This is a genomic window from Sphingomonas sp. NY01 (assembly GCF_038809135.1).
Lineage (GTDB): Bacteria > Pseudomonadota > Alphaproteobacteria > Sphingomonadales > Sphingomonadaceae > Sphingomonas > Sphingomonas carotinifaciens.
Window position 1 is genome coordinate 45,730 of record NZ_CP101722.1, and the last position, 20,788, is coordinate 66,517.

A 20,788-nucleotide genomic window follows, 5' to 3' on the forward strand; every position below is an offset into this window, starting at 1 on the left:
AGGCCATGCTCGAACATCTCCCCGCCTGGCTGGGCAAGGCTCTCGGCACCGTCCGCGCCGGGGCCGACGGATTGATGATCGCCCGGCCCGACCTGGGTCGCGGTTTCGACACGCTGTCGCTCACCAGCCCCGCCTTTGCCGATGGGGGCCGCCTGCCGCCACGCTTCACCGCGGATGGCGAAGGCGTGTCGCCGCCGCTCGTCTGGGGCGATCCGCCGGCGGGCACCGCCCAGTTGGCCCTGATCGTCGAGGATGCGGACGCGCCGACGCCGCAGCCGCTGGTCCATGCCATCGTCTGGGCGCTGCCGCCCGGTGCCGGTCATCTGGAGGAGGGCGCGATCGTCGCCGATGCCGCGGGCACGACCGATGGCGGCGATGTCGGGCGCAATTCCTATCTGCGGGAGGGGTGGCTGCCGCCCGATCCGCCGTCGGGGCATGGCGAGCACCGCTATGTCTTCCAACTGTTCGCGCTTGGCGACGATGTGGCGGATCCCGGCGATACGCCCGGGCGCGGTGCGATACTGGATGCGATGGCCGGCCATGTGCTGGCGGCCGGGGTCCTCGTCGGCACCTATTCGCGCCAGGAGGAAGCGCCGGTGGGTCCGGTCGGCGCGGTGGCGCCGGGCTGATCGTCCCGTCCGGCGGACAGGCCTCAGCCGATCATCAGCTGGGTCTGTCCGGCGATCAGGAGGACGGTGGTGCTGAACGCGGCAAAGCCGATCAGCAGGCTGCGGGTGATGGTCATCACGATGGTTCCTTTGGCCGGCCGGATCAGGCGATCGGAACGACGGGAACGGCGGCGCTGATCGCGATGGCGGCGAACACGAGCGCACCGGCGACCGAGGCGAGCTGGTGGCGAAGCGTGGAGAGCTGAAACATGGGTCTTGTCCTTGGGTTTGCCGATCGAAGGACCATCCGACGATCGATACCCAAGGCTTTGCAGAACCCGTGCCAAGTGCCGAAACCCGCGGATTTCAGCCGATTTCCCAAAATCTGCCTGTCGCTATTGGCATAATCCGCCAATGGCCATCGGCATTTCCCGCCAAGGATCAGCGGAAAAATCAGGCGTGTGCGTCAGGCCGCGCAGACCTGGTCGCGACCCTGGCTTTTGGCGGTGTAGAGAAGCTGGTCGGCGCGCACGAACGCCCCCTCGTGGCTGTCGTCCGCGCGAATCGCGGTGACCCCGGCGGAGAAGGTGACCTGTCCGATGCCTTCCTCCGTGTCCCGCACCCGAAAGCGCCGCGCCGCCACGTCGGCGCGTGCCGAATCGAGCAGGGCCGCCGCGTCGGTCAGCGATACGCCGCCGAGCAGGATCGCGAACTCCTCGCCGCCATGGCGGCTGACCAGATGCCCTTCGCACGCCTTGGCCAGCATCTGCCCGATCACGCTCAACACCCGGTCGCCGACATGATGGCCATGGCGGTCGTTGATCAGCTTGAATCGGTCGACGTCGCACACCGCGATGCAGCAGGGTTCCTCCACCTTGCGGCACGCGGCGAACGCTTCCTCGAACGCCAGCCGATTCGCCAGGCCGGTCAGCGGATCGCGCCGCGCCGTCTCGCGCGCCTCGGCCAGCTTGGCGCGCAGCGCATCGGCCTCCGCCGTCGCCTGGGCCAGCCGCACCTCGGTATCGCGGATCCGCGCGATCATCCCGCCGGTGAGCGACGCGATCTGGTCCAGCCCGGCAACCGTCGGCTGGCGCGTGATCGCCGCCGCACTCTCCTCCAGATCGCGCCCGAAGCCCTGCGTCACCGCGTGCATCACCCGCACCGTTTCCGCAAACCCCTCCACCTGGCTCTGCGTCGCCGCGACCAATGCGTCCGACCGCGCCTCGGGCGAGGGTTCGAACGTCCGTACCGGGGCCGGTGCGCTCTGCACGGGCGGGCCGTTTACGACTGCGCCGCCCAGCCGGATCACGTCGTCATGCGCCAGCCGCACGCCACCATCGGTCAACGACGCCACCGCACGCGCGGTCGGCCCGTCGGGGTCCGTCATCAGGGCATGGACGAAACTGTAATGCGCCGGGTCCGGACTCAACCGGTGATCCGCCAGAAACTGGCCGATTCGATCGAACAGGTCTTCCTTTTCGATCATGTCAGACCGCTTGGCACGAAACATTCAACCCTCCCACAGGTCGATACGGCCTAGAACAGAACGGTTGAGAATGGGTGACCAACATAGTCATTTCGGATCGGTCGCGGTGCGTGCCGGATCAGCGTGGCAGCGCGCGCACCGCCGCCAGCGTCGTGGCGACATGCTCGGCCGGGTTCATGTCGTCATGGACAAAGGCGATTCGGCCATCGCGCCCGATGACGTAGCTGGTCCGCGTCGTCACGCTGCGGCCCTGCACTTCGCGGCCGAGCGCTACGTCATAGCCCTTGACCACCGCCGGCCCGGCGCTCGCCACCGGGAACTTGCCCGCGCATTCGGAGGCCGAGAAGGGCACCAGCCGTTCCACCGGGTCCGCCGACATGCCGATCACCTGCGCACCCGCGGCGCGGAATTCCCCGATCTTGTCGGCAAAGGCGCGCGCTTCCGCATTGCAGCCGCTGGTGAAGGCGGCCGGGAAGAAATACAGCACCACCGGCCCCTTCTTCAGCTGCTGCGCCAGATGCACCTGGAACGGCTTGCCCGCCACCGCGCCACGGGTGGTGAAATCGGGCGCCTTGGCACCGGTCTTCAGGCTGGCACCGGCCGGTGCGGCAAGGATGCCGGCGGCCATCATGGCGGCAATCAGGGGCAGGCGCATGGGGCAGGTCTCCAGGGTCGTTGCCCTGTCGCTAGGCGTTAACCACGCACCCGTCCATTGCCGTTTTCCGACCATTCTCCTAGGTCGCGGACATGGCTGTACATTCTTCCGATATCGCGCTCGCGATGCGCCTCGCCGACGCCGCCGGTGCCGCGATTCGCCCCTGGTTCCGCCGCGCCGATATCGGATTGGAAATCAAGGATGACCGCTCCCCCGTCACCCGCGCCGACCGCGAGGCGGAGGCCGCGATGCGCCGCCTGCTCGATGCCGAACGCTCCGGCGACGGCGTGGTCGGCGAGGAATATGGCACCAAGGAGGGCGTCACCGGGCGGCAATGGGTGCTGGACCCGATCGACGGCACGCGCAGCTTCACCGTCGGCCGCCCGATCTTCGGCACGCTGATCGCCTTGGTCGAGGATGGCTGGCCGATCCTCGGCATCATCGACCAGCCGATCGCGGGCGAGCGCTGGCTGGGCGTCGCCGGCCGCCCGACCACCTTCAACGGCCAGCCCACCCGCACCCGCGCCTGCCCGCAACTGGACGGCGCGATCATCGCCACCACCAGCCCGCACCTCTTCGCGGAGGGCGATGTGCCGCACTACATGGCGCTCGTCGCTGCGATCAGCGGCGGCAACCCCCGCCAGGGCCCGGTCTATGGCGGCGACTGCTATAATTACGGCCTGCTCGCCTCGGGCCACCTCGACATCGTCGCCGAATCAGGCCTGCAACTCTACGATTTCGCCGCACTCGTGCCGATCGTGGAGGGTGCCGGCGGCCGCATGTGCGACTGGAACGGCGACCCCCTCACCGCCGCCAGCCCCGGCCACGTCCTCGCGATCGGCGACCCCGCCCGCACCGACGACGTGCTGGAAGCGCTGCACGGCGTTCACGAGCATTAAGGCGCCTCCGCCCTAGAAAATACCCAGGAACTTCTTGCGCTGCGCCTTGCGTTCCGGCTCGCTCTGCTTGCCGTCCTTGCTCTTGGCGGTCGTGCCCTTGCCGACATCCTCGCGCTGCTCGCCATCCTTGGTCTTCTGCGCACTGGCCCGCGCGCCCGCCAGCACCGGGCCGCATGCCGCCGCCTTGGCATCGCCCACATCGACAAAGGCCAGCACGCCCGCCAGCGGCGTCGCCACCACCGCCAGCCCCAGTCCCGCACCCGCGCGCGCCAGCAGGTCGCCGCTGATCGGATTGATCCCCGGCGCCGCGAAGCTGCCGGTCAGCCCGACCGGCGACTGGCCGGAGAACAGGCTGACCCGCTTGCTGTCCGCACGAAACGCCAGGTCGATCGCCTCGTTGCGGAAGCTGAAGCCGCCGCGTGCCACGATGACGTTCTTGCTGGTGTCGATCAGCACCGGGTCGGCCGCGGCGATCCCGCGCCGGACGGTGAAGCCGATCAACCCGCAATTGATCCGCACCGGCTCCTTCAGCCGCTGCTCGAACATCTTCTGGACGAAGGTGCCCAGATCCAGCTCGGCCAGCTCGGCGTTACGCGTCCACAGTGTACCCGCCGGCAGGATGAAGGCGATCCGCCCGTTCGCGCTGGCCAGCGAATCGTGGATCGTGTCGCCCCGCCCGTTCAGGTCGACGCGCCCCTTCACCACGCCCGACGTGCCCGCCTCGGCCACGCCCCAGCCCGCCAGCAACCGCCCCAGCGGCGTCGGCGCCAGCCGAATGTCGTAGTGCACCGCGCTCGGCCGCGACCGGGTGTCGAACGTCACGTCCGACGCCACATTGCCGCGCGCCATCGCAAAGGTCAGCGGCGACAGCACCAGCTTGCCCCGCTCCAGGTCCAGCGTCAGGTCGACATTGCTGATCGGCAGGTTGCGCGACCGCACCCGCCCGATCGTCCATTTCAGGTCCGCATCGAACCGCTGCATCGTATCGATGGGGAAGCGCGCATCTGGTAACAGCCGCTGCCCCCCGCGCCCGTCGCGGCCGCCGCTGCAATGGCGCCCTTGTCGGCGACGATATCGGGATTGTAGCCGATAAAGGGCGCGGCATCGATGATGTCCAGCGTCCGGGTCGCCAGCGTCGAATCGAGGTGCAGCCGCGCGCCATTGGTGATGGTCAGCGTGCCCGCCAGATCGGTATCGCCCGCCTTGCCCGTCATCTGGGTGAAGCGGTACACCTCGCCGTCCTTCACCAGCCGGCTGCGCAACTGGTAGGCGCGCGTTTGCGGGATCGCCACGTCGATGATCGCCAGGAGCGTCGACAGGTCACGCCCGCGCGCGCTCGTGCGCAGCGGCACATTCTCGATATCCGCGATCGACGGCAGCGTCCCTGCGACATCGACCACATTGCCCGCCGCGCGCATCCGCGCGACCAGCTCGTTCTTGCCGCGGTTGACGGTGGCATCGGGCGACAACAGCCGCGCGGTCACGGTGAACGGTGTGCCGCGGATCAGCCCTTTGCCCTTTACCCCCACCGCCTTGCCGATCCGCGCGTCCTCGGACCGGATATCCTCTATCCCCAGGTCGGCGAGCAACCGCATGCGCGGGTCGACATAGCGCACGCTGGTGCCGCGCACGCTCGCCACGTCGATGCGCGGGAAGTCCAGCGGCTTGCCGCCCTTCTTCTCGCTGAACGTCCAGCTGTTGGTCGAATGGTCCGGCTTCCACTCCAGGTCGACCGCGCCGTTCTGCAGGTCCAGCCAGTACAGCCGCCGCTTCCCGAAGATCAGCGAGAGGGGCGCGATTCGCGTGTCGATCCGGTCGGCGGTGAACAGGTTCGGCCGGCTCGCCCAGGCCGGATTGGAGATCGACAGCCGCTCGGCATAGAGCTTGATGCGCAAGGGCGCGAAATAAAGCTGAAAGTCGCCGCCGACGCGCACCGTCCGGTTGGTCAGCCCGCCGACGATCGATTCGAACGGCCGCTTCAGGAACCGTCCCTTGGTGACGAACAACACCAGCCACACCGCAAGGATCGCGATCAGGATGCCCGCCCCCACGCGCAACAGGATGCGCCTGCGCCGGGATGTCTCCGGCGTGCCCGCCGTCGGTGTGGCCGTTTCCATGCCAGTGCCAAGCGCCCGACGCCCGTTACGGTTCCGCATCGGTTGCAAAGCGCATGGTCCCGCGTTAAGGGCCCCGCTTCCTCGATCCTGCGCGTGGAACGATGGCCCGGCCAGTATGGGCTGCCGCGGCTGTTATTCGCATGGGGTCAAACCGAAAGGACCAAAATGCCCAAGCTCAAGACCAAGAGCGGCGTCAAGAAGCGCTTCAAGCTCACCGCCACCGGCAAGCTGAAGCACGGCGTCGCCGGCAAGCGCCACCGCCTCATCAGCCACAACGGCAAGTACATCCGCCAGAACCGCGGCACCTCGGTCCTCTCCGACGCCGACACCAAGACCGTGAAGGCCTGGGCGCCTTACGGCCTGAACTGAGCGACAAGGGAAGGATTTAGGATATGGCACGCGTCAAGCGCGGTGTAACCACCCGGGCCAAGCACAAGCGGATTCTCGGTGCAGCCAAGGGCTATTATGGTCGCCGCAAGAACACCATCCGCATCGCCCGTCAGGCCGTCGAGAAGGCCGGTCAGTATGCGTATCGCGACCGCAAGGTTAAGAAGCGGACCTTCCGTGGTCTGTGGATCCAGCGCATCAACGCCGGCGTCCGCGCCGAGGGCCTGAACTATTCGCAGTTCATGCACGGCCTGAAGCTGGCGGGCATCGACCTCGACCGCAAGGTCCTGGCCGACATCGCCATGCACGAGAGCGCGGCCTTCTCCGCGATCATCGCGCAGGCCAAGGCGGCGTTGCCGCAGGAGCGGGCGGCCTAAGCCTGGCTCGCCAGGCTTAGGACTCGCCACGGCGGGCGGCGGGGTCGGCGCAGCCGACCACGTCCGACGGCGTGGCAGCCCTCAAGCGATTTGAGAACGGGGCGTCGGTGGCAACACCGGCGCCTTTTTCCGTTCTTACGCCCTCTCCCCTCCGGGGAGAGGGAGGGGACCCGCGGCGCAGCCGTGGGGAGGGTGAGGGGCCGCCAAGCAGCGCAGCACTGCTGGTCTACCCCTCACCCTTCCCACTGCCTGGCGGCAGCGGGCCCCTTCCCTCTCCCCGAGGAGGAGAGGGAAGAACGCCACCCTTCCTCTTTTGGCCCCACCCCGCTAGGGCTCCCCCGCATGGTGAATGACACACACAAGCGGGTAGCATGACGACAGAGCTGGACCAGCTTCGAGCCCACCTGCTCGTCGCGATCGAAGCCGCCACCGCGCTCGACGCGCTCGACACGGTACGCGTCGACGCCCTCGGCAAGCAGGGCCGCATCACCGGCCTGCTGAAGACCCTCGGCAAGATGACCCCCGAGGAGCGCCAGCTCCAGGGTCCCGCGATCCACGGCTTGCGCGAATCCGTCACCGAGGCGATCGCCACCCGCAAGGCGGCACTGGAAAAGGCCGCGCTCGACACCAGGCTCGCCGCCGAAACGCTCGACATGACGCTGCCCGTCGATGCGGTCGCCCCCGGCACCGTCCATCCGGTTTCCCAGGTCATGGACGAACTCGCCGAAATCTTCGCCGATCTCGGCTTTGCGGTCGCCACCGGGCCGGAGATCGAGGACGACTGGCACAATTTCACCGCGCTCAACATCCCGGAATCGCACCCTGCGCGCGCGATGCACGACACATTCTACTGCGAGGAACCGAGCACGGCCGGCGGCGGCTTTGCCGACTCCGCGGGCCGCGCGACGCGGATGCTCCTGCGCACGCACACCAGCCCCGTGCAGATCCGCACGATGCTGGAGCAGAAGCCCCCGATCCGCATCATCGCGCCCGGCCGCACCTACCGTTCCGATTCGGACGCCACCCACACCCCGATGTTCCATCAGGTCGAAGGGCTCGTCATCGACAAGGGCATCACGCTCGGCCACCTGAAATGGACGCTGGAAACCTTCCTCAAGGCGTTCTTCGAGCGTGACGACATCGTCCTGCGCCTGCGCCCCAGCTATTTCCCCTTCACCGAACCCTCGGCGGAGGTCGATGTCGGCTTTTCGATGGTGAAGGGCAAGCGCGTCATCGGCGGCGCCGAAGGCTGGATGGAGGTGCTGGGCTCCGGCATGGTCCATCCCAAGGTCATCGCCGCCTGCGGGCTCGACCCGAACGAGTGGCAGGGCTTCGCCTTTGGCTGCGGCATCGACCGGCTCGCCATGCTGAAATACGGCATGGACGACCTGCGCGCCTTTTTCGACGGCGATATCCGCTGGCTGAAGCATTACGGCTTCGCCGCTCTCGACGTTCCCACGCTGTCCGGAGGGGTCGGCGCATGAAGTTCACGCTGTCCTGGCTCAAGGACCATCTCGACACCGCCGCCACCCTCGACCAGATCGTCGACGGCCTGACCCGCATCGGGCTGGAGGTGGAGGGCGTCCACAATCCCGGCGAGGCGCTGGCGCCCTTCCGCGTCGCCAGGGTCCTCTCCGCCGAGCGCCATCCGCAGGCGGACAAGCTGCAGGTCCTGTCGGTCGATGCCGGCGACGGCCCGCTCCAAGTCGTGTGCGGCGCCCCCAATGCCCGCGCGGGCCTCGTCGGCGTGTTCGGCGCGCCCGGCGCCTATGTCCCCGGCCTCGACGTGACGCTCAAGGTCGCGGCGATCCGCGGCGTCGAATCGAACGGCATGATGTGTTCGCTGCGTGAACTCGAACTCGGCGAAAGCCATGACGGCATCATCGAACTGCCGGCCGACGCCCCCGTCGGCACATCGTACGCGGATTATGCCGGCCTGACCGACACCGTCATCGACGTGTCGATCACCCCCAATCGTCAGGATTGCATGGGCGTGCGCGGCATCGCGCGCGACCTTGCCGCCGCCGGCCTCGGCACGCTCAAGCCGCTGGATGTCGCGCCCGTCTCGGGCGAAGGCCCCGGCCCCGATGTCCGCACCCAGGACACCGCCGGCTGTCCCGCCTTCTATGCGCAAGGGGTCAGCGGCGTCGTGAACGGCGCCTCGCCCGAATGGCTGCACCGCCGCCTGACCGCCATCGGGCAGAAGCCGATCTCCGCACTGGTCGACATCACCAACTATGTCACCGTCGATCTCGGTCGCCCCTTGCACGTCTATGACCGCGCAAGGCTGCAGGGTGGCCTCATTGCCCGCAAGGCGCGCGACGGCGAAACCCTCGAGGCGCTGAACGGCAAGACCTATACGCTGACCGACACGATGACCGTCATCGCCGACGACGTCGCGGTGCACGACATCGGCGGCATCATGGGCGGCGAGCATTCGGGCGTTTCGGACACGACCACCGACATCATCGTCGAATGCGCGTATTTCGACCCCAACCATATCGCCCGCACCGGCCAGGCGCTGGCACTCACCTCGGACGCGCGCCAGCGGTTCGAGCGCGGCGTCGACCCCGCCTTCCTCGACGACGGCCTAGCCATCGCCACCCGCATGGTCCTCGACCTGTGCGGCGGCACCGCCAGCAGCGTGACGCGTGCCGGCGAGCCCCCGCGCGACGCGCGCAGCTACGCCTATGATCCCGCGCTCGCCGAAACGCTGGGCGGCCTCGCCGTTCCCGCCGACCGGCAGCGCGCGATCCTCGAATCGCTCGGCTTCACCGTCGCCGACGACTGGCAGGTCACCGCCCCCAGCTGGCGCCGGGACGTGGACGGCCCCGCCGATCTGGTCGAGGAAGTGATCCGTATCGAGGGCATCGACAAGGTCGCCCCCGTCGCCCTTCCCCGCGCCCCCGGCGTCGCCCGCCCCACCGCAACTCCGCAGCAGAAGCTAGAACGCCGCGTCCGCCGCGCCGCCGCCGCCCGCGGCCTGGACGAAGCGGTGACGTGGAGCTTCATCGCGGACACACAGGCCGCGCCCTTCGGCGGCGGCGCATGGCGCCTCGCCAATCCGATCAGCGAAGACCTCAAGGTCATGCGCCCCTCGCTCCTCCCCGGCCTGCTCGCCGCGACCGAGCGCAACCTGAAGCGCGGCGCCACCACCATCCGTCTGTTCGAGATCGGCCGCCGCTACCTCGCCGATGCCGAGCGCCCGACGCTGGGCGTGGTTCTGGCCGGCGACAAGCGTGCACGCGGCTGGCAGGGGGGCAAGGCGGCCGCCTTCGACGCGTTCGACGCCAAGGCGGAGGCGCTGGCCCTGCTCGCGCAAGCCGGTGCGCCGGTCGACAACCTGCAGGTCATGCCTGTTGCGGACGGCGCCGAGGGAAGCGCCTGGCATCCCGGCCAATCCGCCACGCTGCGCCTGGGGCCCAAGACGGTCCTTGCCGCATTCGGCATCGTCCACCCCTCGGTGTGCAAGGCGTTCGACCTCGACGGCCCCGTCGCCGCGGTCGAGATCTATCTCGATGCGCTGCCGCCCAAGCGGGCGCCGAAGGATGGGGGCGGCTTCATGCGCCCCGCCTACACGCCGCCGGCCTTGCAGGCCGTCCGCCGCGACTTCGCCTTTCTCGTGCCCGACACGCTTGCGGCGGACAGCCTGGTCCGCGCGGTCAGGGGCGCGGACAAGAGCGCGATCGTCGCCGCCCGCGTCTTCGACCTGTTCGTCGGCACCGGCGTCCCCGAAGGCAGCAAGTCGATCGCGGTCGAGATCGTCCTTCAGCCAGCGCAGAAGAGCTTCACCGAAGACGAGTTGAAGGCCATCGCCGACAAGGTCGTCGCCGCCGCCGCCAAGCAGGGAGCACAGCTACGTGGCTGAGGACTGGATCACGATCCGAAGCGGATCGCTTGCCGCCGCGATCAACCCGCTCGGTGCCGAACTGTCCTCGCTCACCGACGCGGACGGCCGCGAATTGATGACCGACGCCGATCCCGCCTTCTGGACCGGCCGCGCGCCCCTGCTCTTCCCCGTCATCGGGCTGACGCAGGACGGCATCCGCATCGATGGCCGGCGCTACGCCATCCCCAAGCACGGCTTCGCCCGCCACAGTCGCTTCACCCTCGTCTCGCACGACGAAGCGCAGGCGGTGTTCGCGCTGGAGGATACGGCGGAAACCCGCGCAGTCTATCCTTACGCCTTCCGGCTGGAGGTCACCCACCGGCTCGACGGCGCGACGCTGGTGACCGAGGCGCGCATCATCAACCGCGGTGAAGGTCCGATGCTCGCCAGCTTCGGCTTCCACCCCGCCTTCGCCTGGCCGCTCCCTTACGGGCAGGACCGCGCCGATCACCGCATCGTCTTCGCCGCCGACGAACCGGGCAAGCTGAAGGCGATCACCCCGAACGGCCTGATCGCCGCCGAAGAGCGCGCCAGCCCGCTCGACGGCCGCACCCTCCACCTCGCCGACGCCCTCTTCACCGACGACGCCCTCGTCTGGTCCCCCGTCCACTCCCGCAGCGTCACCTACGGCGCAAGCTCCGGCCCCCACCTCGACATAGCCTTCCCCCACACCGACAAGCTCGGCATCTGGACCAAACCCGGCGCCGCCTTCATCTGCATCGAACCCTGGCACGGCATCGCCGACCCGGAAGGTTTTACGGGCGAATTCAGGGACAAGCCGGGTGTGTTCGAGGTGGCCGAGGGAGGGGAGAAGGTGATCGCGATGTCTATCACGCTGGGGTGATTCGATAGACGTACTGGAAGCGCGTGCCCTTCCAGTACCTTCGTCGACTTGGTCACAATTGCTATTCTTCAGACACTTACGACTAATCGCGGTGACACCGGGTAGAAATGGCGGTTGTTACTCGAGCTGTACGAAAATATGACGTTCCATTGTAGTATCCGGGCTATACCGCCTATTGACCGAACTGCCCCTGCCTGTACCTTTTGCCCAATATAAGCGATGGGGTGGGGCGGCGAGAATGAATATCCGGGCGTGGTGGCGTAAACAGCAATTCCTGCCCACGGTGGCAAGCTCACCTCTCCACCCTTCATACATCATCCGGCGCGGTCTGGCGAAAGGCATCGCCCATAATGCCGATCTATTCACCGGCCGCGTGCTCGATTTCGGATGCGGCTCCAAACCCTATCGATCGCTATTCCATCGTGCGACGGAATATGTCGGCGTCGATATTCAGGCGAGTGGTCACGATCATCAGGAATTAGGAAGCGAAGTCGACATTTTCTACGACGGAGAAACCCTTCCGTTTGAGGATGCCAGTTTTGACGCCGTTATCGCCTTCGAGGTGTTCGAACACATATTCCTGCCCGATCCTGTCATCCGCGAAATCGGCCGCGTCCTGCGTCCCGGTGGGAGGATCATGATTACCACCCCGTTCGTATGGCCCGAGCACGAAGAGCCGTATGATTATGCAAGATATTCCTCGTTCGGCATGAAAAGCCTGTTCGAACGGCAAGGATTCCACGTCGAGCGTGTAGAAAAGATCGGCAACGCCTCAGAGACGGCATTCCAGCTTTTGTCGAACGTCGTGGCGCAGCGAACCGGAGACTGGTCGCGAATCCCACGGCTGCTCTTCCAGGTCGGCCTGGTGTTTCCGCTGAATGCGGTCGGCATCCTGATCGGGAAGATGATCAAGGACAATAAGCGGCTTTACTCCAACAACCTTTTGGTCGGCGCAAAAGCCACTGGCTGATCGGGCTGTGCTGTCCGCCGTGGCATGGCCCGGCGGCCTCGCGCCACCTGAACAGTAGCGCTGCGTGGCGCCACCCCACCCCCTCACACGAGAACAAACGCTGTCCTACACGCCCGTTTTCTGCAACAGGCTACCAAGTGAACGGACGCACGCCTTCCCCCTTTTTCGCCCCTGCCCGGTGCAGGGTCTGCGGAAGTGGACACGGCCGGGGGGACGTAGTGTCCACTTTTAACCTTTTGCCGATCCGAGCCCGCGCATGACCTCCCCCCGCCGCACCTTTGCGATCATCTCCCACCCCGACGCGGGCAAGACGACGCTTACCGAAAAGCTGCTCTATTTCGGCGGCGCGATCCATCTCGCCGGCGAGGTGAAGGCGCGCGGCGCCAATCGCCGCGCCCGTTCCGACTGGATGAAGATCGAGCAGCAGCGCGGCATCTCCGTCACTTCCTCGGTGATGACGTTCGAGCGGGACGGCGTGACCTTCAACCTGCTCGACACGCCGGGGCACGAGGATTTTTCGGAGGACACCTATCGCACGCTGACCGCGGTCGACTCGGCGGTGATGGTGATCGACGCCGCCCGCGGCATCGAGGCGCAGACGAGGAAGCTGTTCGAGGTCTGCCGCCTGCGCTCGGTCCCGATCATCACCTTCGTCAACAAGGTCGATCGCGAGGGGCGGCCGCCCTTCGAGCTGCTCGACGAGATCGCCGATATCCTCGCGCTCGACGTCTGCCCGATGAGCTGGCCCGTCGGCATGGGTGGCGAGTTCCAGGGCATCCTCGACCTCACCACCAACCGGGTCAGCCGGCCGGAGGGGGACAGCCGCACCTTCCAGGGCAAGGTGGAGGAGGCGCCGACGCTTCCCGATGCGATCGCCGAGGAGATCGAACTAGCCCAGGCCGGCTATGCCTCCTTCGACGGCGAGGCGTATCGCAATGGCGACCTGACGCCGGTCTATTTCGGGTCCGCGCTCAAGGATTTCGGCCCGTCCGAGCTGATCGCCGCGCTCGCCGATTTCGCGCCGCCCCCGCGTCCCCAGCCTGCCGAGCCCGCACCCGTCAGCCCGGATGAAAAAGAAGTCACCGGCTTCGTCTTCAAGGTGCAGGCGAACATGGACCCGCAGCACCGCGACCGCATCGCCTTCATGCGGCTGTGTTCGGGCACCTTCAAGCGCGGCATGAAGCTGACGCCGACCGGCCATGGCAAGCCGATCGCGGTCCACTCCCCCATCCTCTTCTTTGCGCAGAATCGCGAAGTCGCGGACGAGGCGTATCCGGGCGACATCATCGGCATCCCCAATCACGGCACGTTGCGCGTCGGCGATACGCTGTCGGAACGCGCCGATATCCGCTTCACCGGCCTCCCCAATTTCGCGCCCGAAATCCTGCGCCGCGTCGTCCTGAAGGATCCGACCAAGACCAAGCAGTTGCGCAAGGCGCTGGACGACATGGCCGAAGAGGGCGTGACGCAGGTCTTCTATCCGGAGATCGGCTCGAACTGGATCATCGGCGTCGTCGGCCAGCTTCAGCTCGACGTGCTGCTCTCGCGCCTCGATGCGGAATACAAGGTGGCCGCCGGGCTGGAGCCGGCGCCGTTCGACACCGCCCGCTGGGTGTCTGCCGAGAATCCGGCCGATCTGAAGGACTTCGCCGACCTGAACCGCTCGGCGATGGCGCGCGACCGCGACGACAATCCGGTCTTCCTCGCCAAGTCCGCCTGGGAAGTCGGCTATATCGCCGACCGCTATTCCAAGGTCCGCTTCATGGCGACCCGCGAGCGGTGACGCCGTCCTCCACCCACCAGTCGCGCCGAAGCGGCCGCACCGCCAACAAGCCCAGCAGCGCGGCGACGAGGTAGAAGCCCAGCGTCCCCACCGCGGCATAGCGCAGCGCATCCGCCCCGAACCGCACCGTCATCGCATCCGACAGCGCCCCCATCACCAGCGACCCCAGGCCGAGCCCGACAAGGTTGTTGATGAGCAGGAACGAGGCGGAGGCGGTGGCGCGCATCTCCGCGGGCACCAGATGCTGGATCGCGGTGGTCACCGGCCCCAGCCACAGGATGTTGAGGCCGTGCGGCACCAGGAACAGCGCCCAGGCCAGCGTCGGCGAATCGACCAGCAGCCCGCCTGCGAACAGCGGCACCGTCACCATCCACGCCAGCGCCGGCAACCGTGCGAACCAGCCCCGGTCACGCGCGCCCAGCCGGTCCCCCAGCCAGCCCCCCGCCAGTACCCCCGCGCTACCCCCGATCAGCAGCAGCGATCCGACGAACTGGCCCACCTGCCCCAGATCGAACCCCAGGCTGCGCACCAGTACGGAGGGTACCCAGAAGGCCAGCCCATAGCCGCACAGCGAACTCGATGCCGCGGCAAAGCCGAGCAGCCAGAAGCTCGGCTTGCGCGCCAGGATCGCGAAGACCGCGCCGACCGGCATCCGCACCGGGTTTGCTCGTCGCACGGGCTCGCGCACCACCCAGCGAAAGATCGGCGCCAGCACGAGGCCGGCCGCGCCCGCCGCGATGAACGCGGTGCGCCAATCCACCGCCTTGGCCAGCGTTCCTCCGAGCAGCGCCCCTGCCGCCAGCCCCAGCGGCACCCCCAGCGAATAGATCGCGAGCGCCCGCGCCCGTCGCTCCGGCGGGAAGCTGTCGCTGATCATCGCATAGGAGGGCGCCACGCCCCCCGCCTCGCCGACCCCCACGCCGACCCGGAACGCGAAAAGCTGCCAGAACCCCGTCGCCAGCCCGCACAGCGCGGTAAAGCCGCTCCATACCGCCAGCGATCCGGTCACCACCCAGCTTCGGCTGGTGCGATCCGCAACGATCGCGAGGGGCACCGCCAGGGTGGAATAGAGCAGCGCAAAGGCGATCCCGCCCAGCGCCCCCAGCTGCGTATCGCTAAGCCGCAACTCCGCCTTGATCGGATGGGCCAGGATGCCCAGAATCTGCCGATCGAGGAAGTTCAGGCTGTAGACGAGCAGCAACATCGCCAGCACGACCCATGGACGATTGGGTGCGTGCCGGTGCGATGATGGGGAAGCGGTCATCCGCCGATGCTATCGCGCCTGTATGTCGCACGCCAGCGCGGTTGCCAGTCCGTGGCGGATGATGCGCAGCGTCGCCACCATATCCGGCTCCGCCTCCATATCCAGAAGCTGCTGGACGCCGCGGATCGTATAGCCCTGCTGGTGCAGCAGGCGATCGATGCGGCGGACCAGTGCCACATCCTCGGCCCGGTAATATCGCCGGTTGCCGGCCCGCTGCAGCGGCTTGAGCTGCGGAAACCGCGTTTCCCAATAGCGCAGCATGTGCTGCGGCAGCCCCGTTTCCCTGGCGAGTTCGCCGATCGTCCGAAACGCGCGATCCGCCTTGCCGGAGGACGCGACGGCCATCGCCGTCAGCCGGCGATGATGCGATCGCGCATCATCTGGCTGGCGCGGAACGTCAGCACCCGGCGCGGTGCGATCGGCACCTCGATCCCGGTCTTGGGATTGCGCCCGATCCGCTCGCCCTTGTCGCGTAGCACGAAGGTGCCGAAGCCGGAAATCTTGACGTTCTCGCCGCGTGCCAGCGCATCGCACATCTCGTCCAGGATCTGTTCGACCAGCTGCGACGAATCGGTGCGCGACAAACCCACCTCATGGTGCAATGCTTCGGCCAGGTCCGCGCGTGTGAGAGTGCCCCCGATCATCATCCTATCCCCAACTATGACGCAATCGTTGCTATCACACAGGTAAATAGGACCGAAAGGGATTTATTGAAATCTACGAATAAAATTTTGTTCAGAAACGAACCACCGCAGCGCCCCAGGTGAAGCCGCCGCCCATCGCCTCCAGCACCACGATGTCGTTTTCCCGCACCCGTCCGTCGCGCACGGCCGTGTCGAGGGCGAGCGGCACGGACGCGGCCGAGGTATTGGCATGCTGGTCCACCGTCACCACCACCTTGTCCGGCGACAGGCCCAGCTTGCGTGCGGTCGCGTCCAGGATGCGCGCATTGGCCTGATGCGGCACGACCCAGTCGACATCCGCCGAGGTCAGGCCGGCGAGCCCCAGCGATTCCTCCATCACGGCCGCCAGATTGACGACGGCATGGCGAAACACCTCGCGTCCCTTCATGCGCAGCTTGCCGACCGTGCCCGTGGTCGAGGGGCCGCCATCGACATAGAGCAGGTCGTTATGCCGGCCATCGGCATGCAGCCGGGTCGCCAGGATTCCGCGGCCGCCCTCGGCGTCGCTTTCGCGCCCCTCCAGCACCACCGCACCCGCGCCGTCGCCGAACAAGACGCAGGTGGTGCGGTCTTCCCAGTCGAGGATGCGGCTGAACGTTTCCGCCCCGATCACCAGGGCGCGGGCATGGACGCCGGTGCGCAGCATCGAATCGACCACCTGTACCGCGTACAAGAAGCCCGAGCACACCGCCGCCACGTCGAACGCGACGCAATCGCGGATGCCCAGCATCGCCTGCACCTTGGTGGCGGTCGCCGGAAAGGTCTGGTCCGGCGTCGCGGTCGCCAGCACGATCAGGTCGATATCCTGCGCCGACAGTCCGGCCGCCGCGATCGCCGCCTTGGCCGCATCGGCCGCCAGCGTCGCGGTGGTTTCCTCCGGCCCGGCAATGTGGCGGAAGCGGATGCCGGTACGCTCCACGATCCATTCGTCGGAGGTGTCGACTTGCTGCGCCAGCTCGGCGTTGGACACGCGCCGCGTCGGCAGGGCCGATCCGGTGCCGGTGACGAGCGAACGGATCATGCCGCGGCCTCGAAGTTGCGCAGGTCCTCGGCGATGCGCCGGGTCAGGTCGGCGCGCACCATCTTGGCCGCATTGCCGATCGCCGTCGCCACGCCCAGTTCGGTGGCGCCGCCATGGCTTTTCACCACCAGGCCGTTCAGCCCGAGGAAAACCGCACCATTATGGTTGTTGGGGTCCAGATGGTCGCGCAGCAACTGCGTCGCGGGGCGCGAGATCAGGAAACCGATCTTGGATCGCACCGACGAACGGAAGGCGCGCTTCAACAGGTCCGCGACGAATCGCGCCGTGCCCTCGGCGGTCTTCAGCGCGATATTGCCGGCAAAGCCGTCGCACACGATGACGTCCACCTCGCCGCGCGAGATGTGGTTGCCCTCGACAAAGCCGGCAAAGGTCAGCGGCAGATGCGTGTCGCCGCGCAGCTGCGCCGCCGCCTCGCGAATCTCGTCGGTGCCCTTCTGGTCCTCGCTGCCGATGTTCAGCAGCGCGACGCGCGGCGAGGACAGGTCCAGGATGGTGCGGGCATAGGCCGCGCCCATCACCGCGAACTGCACCAGATTGCGGGCATCGCATTCGGTGTTGGCGCCGAGGTCCAGCATCACCACGTCATTGTCGCCCAGCGTCGGCATCGGCGCGGCGAGCGCCGGCCGGTCGATGCCGGGCAACATGCGCAGCGACAGCTTGGCCATCGCCATCATCGCGCCGGTGTTGCCGGACGAAACCGCCGCGGCGGCGCGCCCCTGCTTCACCAGATCGATGGCGATGCCCATGGAGGTGCGCTTGGCGCGTCGGATCGCCTGGCTCGGCTTCTCGCTCGATCCCACCACCTCGGGGGCGTGGACGATCTCGGACGCCGCGGTCAGGTTCGGATGGGTCTTCAACCCTTCCGCGATCTGGGCCTCGTCGCCAACCAGCAGGAAACGCATGCCTTCGAACTGGCGTCGCGCACGGGCGACGCCAGCCAGCATCACGGCCAGCCCGTCGTCGCCGCCCATTGCGTCGACGGCGATCCAGGCATTATCGGCCATGATTCATCCTTGAACCTCGAGTCGGAGAGGACTTACCCCTCGACCGAGATGACCTCGCGGCCGTTGTAGTGACCGCAGGCGGTGCAAAGATTGTGCGGACGCTTCAGTTCGCCGCAGTTCGGGCACTCCTGGAACGACTCGATCGACAGCGAGTCGTGGCTGCGGCGCATGCCGCGCTTGGAGGGGGAGGTCTTTCTCTTGGGAACGGCCATTGCGGCACCTTATTCGATCAAACATGGGTGAAGGCCCCGCCGTCAGCACCCATTGCGCGCCCGGACAAGATGCCCGACCGCGTGAGCACCCCAGCCGGACGCATCGCGAAGCCCCGCGCCTATAGCGAGATTTGCGCATGTTGCAAGCATATGCGCCCACTGGCAGGACGCTGACCCGGCGTCTTTTCGTCGATCCGCCTGCCCCACGGAGATTTTTGCCCGCATGCCCAAGCCCCTTCTGCTCGCAGCGACGAGCCTGCTGCCCGCCTTCCTGTTGGCCGCCACGACGCCGGCCGACCCGATCTCGCCGCAGCGGTTGTCCGCCGATGTCCGCACCCTGGCCTCCGACGCGTTCGAGGGTCGCGCGCCGGGCACCGCGGGGGAAGCGAAGACGCTCGACTGGCTGGTCGCGCAGTTCAAGGCGATGGGCCTCGAACCCGGCGGCCCCGGGGGGCAGTGGACGCAACCCGTGCCGCTGATCCGCACCCAATTGGGTGCCGGGCAGATGCGGGTCGCCGCCACGCCGCTGCGTCAGGGGCAGGAGATCTACGTTTCCACCGTCCGCCCGGTCGACCGCGTCGCGATCGCCGACGCGCCGATGGTGTTCGTCGGCTACGGCGTCGATGCCGCGGATCGCGGCTGGAACGACTTCAAGGGCGTCGACCTGAAGGGCAAGGTCGCGGTCTTCCTGGTCAACGATCCCGATTTCGAGGCGAAGCCGGGCGAGGATGCGGCGGGCAAGTTTGGCGATCGCCGGATGACCTATTATGGCCGCTGGACCTACAAGTTCGAGGAAGCCGCGCGCCAGGGCGCCATTGCCGCGCTGATCGTCCACGACACGCCCGGTGCCGGCTATGGCTGGGCGACGGTCACCGCCCCGGCCGGGGAGAATTACGATATCGTGCGCAGCGATCCCGCGAGTCGCGTGCTGCTCCAGGGCTGGCTCGAGGGCGCCGCCGCGACCCGTCTGTTCCAGGCCGCCGGCCTCGATCTGGCGCAGCAACGCGTGGCGGCGCGTCGTGCCGATTTCCGCCCGGTCGAACTGAAGGGCCAGCGCTTCACCGCCGACATTCCCGTCCGCGTCGAGCGGGCGGAAAGCCGCAACGTCCTCGCCCGGTGGCCGGGCAAGGGGCATGGCGACGAGGTGGTGATGTTCGGCGCCCACTGGGACGCCTATGGTCGCGGCGCCCCGGATGCCGAGGGGCGCACCATCCGCCCCGGCGCCAACGACGATGCGCTCGGCACCGCCGGCGTGCTGGAACTCGCCCGTGCCTTTGCCAAGGGGCCGAAGCTCGACCGCAGCCTCGTGTTTGCGCTGTGGACGGGTGAGGAGCGCGGACTGCTCGGCTCCGAAACCTATGCCGTCCACCCGGTCTATCCGGTCGCCAAGACGGTCGCCAACCTGACGCTGGACATTCTCCAGACCGCCGGGCCTGCGCGGGACGTGATGCTGGTCGGCGACGGGCAGAACGATCTGGAGGACCGCCTGCGCACCGCCGCCGCCGCGCAAGGCCGCACCGTCACGCCCGAGGCGCTGCCCGAACGCGGCCTGTTCTACCGCGCCGACCATTTCTCGCTCGCCCGGCGCGGCGTGCCGACGCTGCTGCTGATGGCGATCAGCGGCGCGCCCGATCTGGTGCAGGGCGGCCGCCCCGCAGGTCAGGCATGGCTGGACGGCTATATGCGCTGCTATCACCAGACCTGCGATGCCTGGGACGCGAAATGGGACCTGACCGGCGCTGCGGCCGACGTCGCCCTGTTCCACCGCATCGGTCGCGATCTGGGCACCAGCCGCGCCTGGCCGGAATGGCGCGCCGGCTCCGAGTTCAAGGCGATTCGCAACCGGTCGCGCCAACCCTGACCCCCGGCGCTTACCCGGCGCCCAGCACCCGGTCCCCGACGAACGGATTGGACGCGCGCTCGTGCGCAAAGGTGCTGGGCGCCCCGTGCCCGGGAATGAACGCCGTCGCGTCGCCCAGCGGCCACAGCTTGGTCACGATCGAGCGGATCAGTTGCTCGTGATCGCCGCCGGGCATGTCCGACCGGCCGACCGATCCCTGGAACAGCACGTCGCCGACCAGCGCGAAGTCCGATGCCGGGTGATGGAAGATCACATGCCCCTGGGTGTGCCCCGGCGTCTCGTACACGTCGAGCACCAGTTCGCCGATCGTTACCGTATCGCCCTCGACCAGCCAGCGCGACGGCTCCACCACCTGCGCGGGGATGCCGTAAGCCTGTCCGTCCTCGTCCAGCCGCGCCAGCCAGAAGCGGTCCGCCTCGTGCGGCCCCTCCACCGGCACGCCCAGCTCGTCCGCCAGCGCCTTGGCACCGCCGGCATGATCGATATGGCCGTGCGTCAGCAGGATCTTTTCCACGCTCACGCCGGCGCGGGCGATCGCGTCGCGGATGCGCGGCAGGTCGCCGCCGGGATCGACCACCGCGGCCTTCATCGTGGCCGTACACCAGACAATCGAGCAGTTCTGCTGAAGCGGGGTGACCGGCACGATCGCCGCGCGCAAAGGGGGGTTCGTCATGCCCCCGCAGATAGGCCGCCCGGCGCCGTGCAGC

19 protein-coding genes and 1 pseudogene are annotated in these 20,788 nt (G+C 67.8%); 10 read left to right on the top strand and 10 right to left on the bottom strand.

Going from position 1 to position 20,788, the window contains the following annotated elements; genetic code table 11:
• Nucleotides 1–5 precede the first annotated feature (5 nt).
• Nucleotides 6–629 (top strand): YbhB/YbcL family Raf kinase inhibitor-like protein, encoded by a 624-nt coding sequence (locus NPJ82_RS00275; RefSeq protein ID WP_267347743.1) that lies wholly within the window; start codon nucleotides 6–8, stop codon nucleotides 627–629.
• Nucleotides 630–1,074: 445 nt separating this feature from the next.
• Here the strand turns inward: NPJ82_RS00275 and NPJ82_RS00280 are convergent, their stop codons facing one another.
• Both NPJ82_RS00280 and NPJ82_RS00285 read right to left on the bottom strand, forming a co-directional pair.
• The gene (locus NPJ82_RS00280) at nucleotides 1,075–2,094 is read right to left on the bottom strand and encodes a GGDEF domain-containing protein (protein WP_240313392.1); all 1,020 of its coding nucleotides are present in this window, start codon (nucleotides 2,092–2,094) and stop codon (nucleotides 1,075–1,077) included.
• A gap of 118 nt (nucleotides 2,095–2,212) precedes the next feature.
• On the bottom strand, nucleotides 2,213–2,749 hold the full coding sequence (locus NPJ82_RS00285; RefSeq protein ID WP_112381695.1) for a peroxiredoxin: 537 nt from the start codon (nucleotides 2,747–2,749) through the stop codon (nucleotides 2,213–2,215).
• Between the two features lie 92 nt (nucleotides 2,750–2,841).
• On the opposite strand from NPJ82_RS00285, the gene NPJ82_RS00290 reads away from it, so the two are divergent.
• The gene (locus NPJ82_RS00290; protein WP_342657974.1) at nucleotides 2,842–3,648 is read left to right on the top strand and encodes an inositol monophosphatase family protein; all 807 of its coding nucleotides are present in this window, start codon (nucleotides 2,842–2,844) and stop codon (nucleotides 3,646–3,648) included.
• Between the two features lie 12 nt (nucleotides 3,649–3,660).
• On the opposite strand, the pseudogene NPJ82_RS00295 reads toward NPJ82_RS00290, so the two are convergent.
• A pseudogene (locus tag NPJ82_RS00295) lies at nucleotides 3,661–5,765 on the bottom strand (AsmA family protein).
• Nucleotides 5,766–5,930: 165 nt separating this feature from the next.
• On the opposite strand from NPJ82_RS00295, the gene rpmI reads away from it, so the two are divergent.
• From rpmI to NPJ82_RS00330, 7 genes are all read left to right on the top strand, one after another.
• Nucleotides 5,931–6,134: a 50S ribosomal protein L35 gene (rpmI, locus tag NPJ82_RS00300; protein ID WP_007406658.1), complete on the top strand. Its 204-nt coding sequence runs from the start codon at nucleotides 5,931–5,933 to the stop codon at nucleotides 6,132–6,134.
• 23 nt (nucleotides 6,135–6,157) lie between these two features.
• On the top strand, nucleotides 6,158–6,529 hold the full coding sequence (gene rplT, locus NPJ82_RS00305; protein ID WP_267347762.1) for a 50S ribosomal protein L20: 372 nt from the start codon (nucleotides 6,158–6,160) through the stop codon (nucleotides 6,527–6,529).
• 371 nt (nucleotides 6,530–6,900) lie between these two features.
• Entirely contained in the window at nucleotides 6,901–8,013 is a 1,113-nt protein-coding gene (gene pheS, locus NPJ82_RS00310) for a phenylalanine--tRNA ligase subunit alpha (protein ID WP_342657975.1), read from the top strand.
• Nucleotides 8,010–10,397: a phenylalanine--tRNA ligase subunit beta gene (pheT, locus tag NPJ82_RS00315; protein ID WP_342657976.1), complete on the top strand. Its 2,388-nt coding sequence runs from the start codon at nucleotides 8,010–8,012 to the stop codon at nucleotides 10,395–10,397. The genes pheS and pheT overlap by 4 nt, the downstream gene beginning before the upstream one ends.
• A complete protein-coding gene (locus NPJ82_RS00320) occupies nucleotides 10,390–11,262 on the top strand; it encodes an aldose 1-epimerase family protein (protein WP_342657977.1) in 873 nt (290 codons plus the stop codon). Before pheT ends, NPJ82_RS00320 begins: the two co-directional genes overlap by 8 nt.
• Before the next feature lie 238 nt (nucleotides 11,263–11,500).
• Nucleotides 11,501–12,232 (top strand): class I SAM-dependent methyltransferase, encoded by a 732-nt coding sequence (locus tag NPJ82_RS00325; protein WP_342657978.1) that lies wholly within the window; start codon nucleotides 11,501–11,503, stop codon nucleotides 12,230–12,232.
• Between the two features lie 256 nt (nucleotides 12,233–12,488).
• Nucleotides 12,489–14,015 carry a peptide chain release factor 3 gene (locus NPJ82_RS00330; RefSeq protein WP_342657979.1) on the top strand — a complete coding sequence of 509 codons (1,527 nt, stop codon included), beginning with the start codon at nucleotides 12,489–12,491 and terminating at the stop codon, nucleotides 14,013–14,015.
• On the opposite strand, the gene NPJ82_RS00335 is transcribed toward NPJ82_RS00330, so the two are convergent.
• The 6 genes from NPJ82_RS00335 to rpmF all read right to left on the bottom strand — a co-directional run bounded on the left by NPJ82_RS00335 (nucleotide 13,993) and on the right by rpmF (nucleotide 18,220).
• Entirely contained in the window at nucleotides 13,993–15,219 is a 1,227-nt protein-coding gene (locus NPJ82_RS00335) for an MFS transporter (RefSeq protein ID WP_342659041.1), read from the bottom strand. The two genes, NPJ82_RS00330 and NPJ82_RS00335, sit on opposite strands and share 23 nt — an antisense overlap.
• Nucleotides 15,220–15,288: 69 nt before the next feature.
• A complete protein-coding gene (locus NPJ82_RS00340; RefSeq protein WP_342657980.1) occupies nucleotides 15,289–15,624 on the bottom strand; it encodes a MerR family transcriptional regulator in 336 nt (111 codons plus the stop codon).
• A 5-nt stretch (nucleotides 15,625–15,629) separates the two neighbouring features.
• A complete protein-coding gene (locus NPJ82_RS00345) occupies nucleotides 15,630–15,926 on the bottom strand; it encodes an integration host factor subunit alpha (protein ID WP_112384154.1) in 297 nt (98 codons plus the stop codon).
• An 88-nt stretch (nucleotides 15,927–16,014) separates the two neighbouring features.
• Entirely contained in the window at nucleotides 16,015–16,983 is a 969-nt protein-coding gene (locus NPJ82_RS00350; protein WP_112384153.1) for a beta-ketoacyl-ACP synthase III, read from the bottom strand.
• The gene (gene plsX / locus NPJ82_RS00355) at nucleotides 16,980–18,008 is read right to left on the bottom strand and encodes a phosphate acyltransferase PlsX (RefSeq protein ID WP_342657981.1); all 1,029 of its coding nucleotides are present in this window, start codon (nucleotides 18,006–18,008) and stop codon (nucleotides 16,980–16,982) included. The genes NPJ82_RS00350 and plsX overlap by 4 nt, the downstream gene beginning before the upstream one ends.
• A gap of 32 nt (nucleotides 18,009–18,040) precedes the next feature.
• The gene (gene rpmF / locus NPJ82_RS00360) at nucleotides 18,041–18,220 is read right to left on the bottom strand and encodes a 50S ribosomal protein L32 (protein ID WP_112384151.1); all 180 of its coding nucleotides are present in this window, start codon (nucleotides 18,218–18,220) and stop codon (nucleotides 18,041–18,043) included.
• 223 nt (nucleotides 18,221–18,443) lie between these two features.
• On the opposite strand from rpmF, the gene NPJ82_RS00365 reads away from it, so the two are divergent.
• Complete coding sequence (locus tag NPJ82_RS00365) at nucleotides 18,444–20,081, top strand: M28 family metallopeptidase (RefSeq protein ID WP_342657982.1); 1,638 nt, start codon at nucleotides 18,444–18,446, stop codon at nucleotides 20,079–20,081.
• A gap of 10 nt (nucleotides 20,082–20,091) precedes the next feature.
• Here the strand turns inward: NPJ82_RS00365 and NPJ82_RS00370 are convergent, their stop codons facing one another.
• The gene (locus NPJ82_RS00370) at nucleotides 20,092–20,754 is read right to left on the bottom strand and encodes an MBL fold metallo-hydrolase (protein WP_342657983.1); all 663 of its coding nucleotides are present in this window, start codon (nucleotides 20,752–20,754) and stop codon (nucleotides 20,092–20,094) included.
• Nucleotides 20,755–20,788 lie beyond the last annotated feature (34 nt).

What these genes read in the sequence shown, in the direction of transcription:
- NPJ82_RS00275 (WP_267347743.1), top strand. Translation starts at nt 6, where the DNA reads ATGCTCGAACATCTCCCCGCCTGGCTGGGCAAGGCTCTCGGCACCGTC.
- NPJ82_RS00280 (WP_240313392.1), bottom strand. Translation starts at nt 2,094, where the DNA reads ATGATCGAAAAGGAAGACCTGTTCGATCGAATCGGCCAGTTTCTGGCG.
- NPJ82_RS00285 (WP_112381695.1), bottom strand. Translation starts at nt 2,749, where the DNA reads ATGCGCCTGCCCCTGATTGCCGCCATGATGGCCGCCGGCATCCTTGCC.
- NPJ82_RS00290 (WP_342657974.1), top strand. Translation starts at nt 2,842, where the DNA reads ATGGCTGTACATTCTTCCGATATCGCGCTCGCGATGCGCCTCGCCGAC.
- rpmI (WP_007406658.1), top strand. Translation starts at nt 5,931, where the DNA reads ATGCCCAAGCTCAAGACCAAGAGCGGCGTCAAGAAGCGCTTCAAGCTC.
- rplT (WP_267347762.1), top strand. Translation starts at nt 6,158, where the DNA reads ATGGCACGCGTCAAGCGCGGTGTAACCACCCGGGCCAAGCACAAGCGG.
- pheS (WP_342657975.1), top strand. Translation starts at nt 6,901, where the DNA reads ATGACGACAGAGCTGGACCAGCTTCGAGCCCACCTGCTCGTCGCGATC.
- pheT (WP_342657976.1), top strand. Translation starts at nt 8,010, where the DNA reads ATGAAGTTCACGCTGTCCTGGCTCAAGGACCATCTCGACACCGCCGCC.
- NPJ82_RS00325 (WP_342657978.1), top strand. Translation starts at nt 11,501, where the DNA reads ATGAATATCCGGGCGTGGTGGCGTAAACAGCAATTCCTGCCCACGGTG.
- NPJ82_RS00330 (WP_342657979.1), top strand. Translation starts at nt 12,489, where the DNA reads ATGACCTCCCCCCGCCGCACCTTTGCGATCATCTCCCACCCCGACGCG.
- NPJ82_RS00335 (WP_342659041.1), bottom strand. Translation starts at nt 15,219, where the DNA reads ATGTTGCTGCTCGTCTACAGCCTGAACTTCCTCGATCGGCAGATTCTG.
- NPJ82_RS00340 (WP_342657980.1), bottom strand. Translation starts at nt 15,624, where the DNA reads ATGGCCGTCGCGTCCTCCGGCAAGGCGGATCGCGCGTTTCGGACGATC.
- NPJ82_RS00345 (WP_112384154.1), bottom strand. Translation starts at nt 15,926, where the DNA reads ATGATGATCGGGGGCACTCTCACACGCGCGGACCTGGCCGAAGCATTG.
- NPJ82_RS00350 (WP_112384153.1), bottom strand. Translation starts at nt 16,983, where the DNA reads ATGATCCGTTCGCTCGTCACCGGCACCGGATCGGCCCTGCCGACGCGG.
- plsX (WP_342657981.1), bottom strand. Translation starts at nt 18,008, where the DNA reads ATGGCCGATAATGCCTGGATCGCCGTCGACGCAATGGGCGGCGACGAC.
- rpmF (WP_112384151.1), bottom strand. Translation starts at nt 18,220, where the DNA reads ATGGCCGTTCCCAAGAGAAAGACCTCCCCCTCCAAGCGCGGCATGCGC.
- NPJ82_RS00365 (WP_342657982.1), top strand. Translation starts at nt 18,444, where the DNA reads ATGCCCAAGCCCCTTCTGCTCGCAGCGACGAGCCTGCTGCCCGCCTTC.
- NPJ82_RS00370 (WP_342657983.1), bottom strand. Translation starts at nt 20,754, where the DNA reads ATGACGAACCCCCCTTTGCGCGCGGCGATCGTGCCGGTCACCCCGCTT.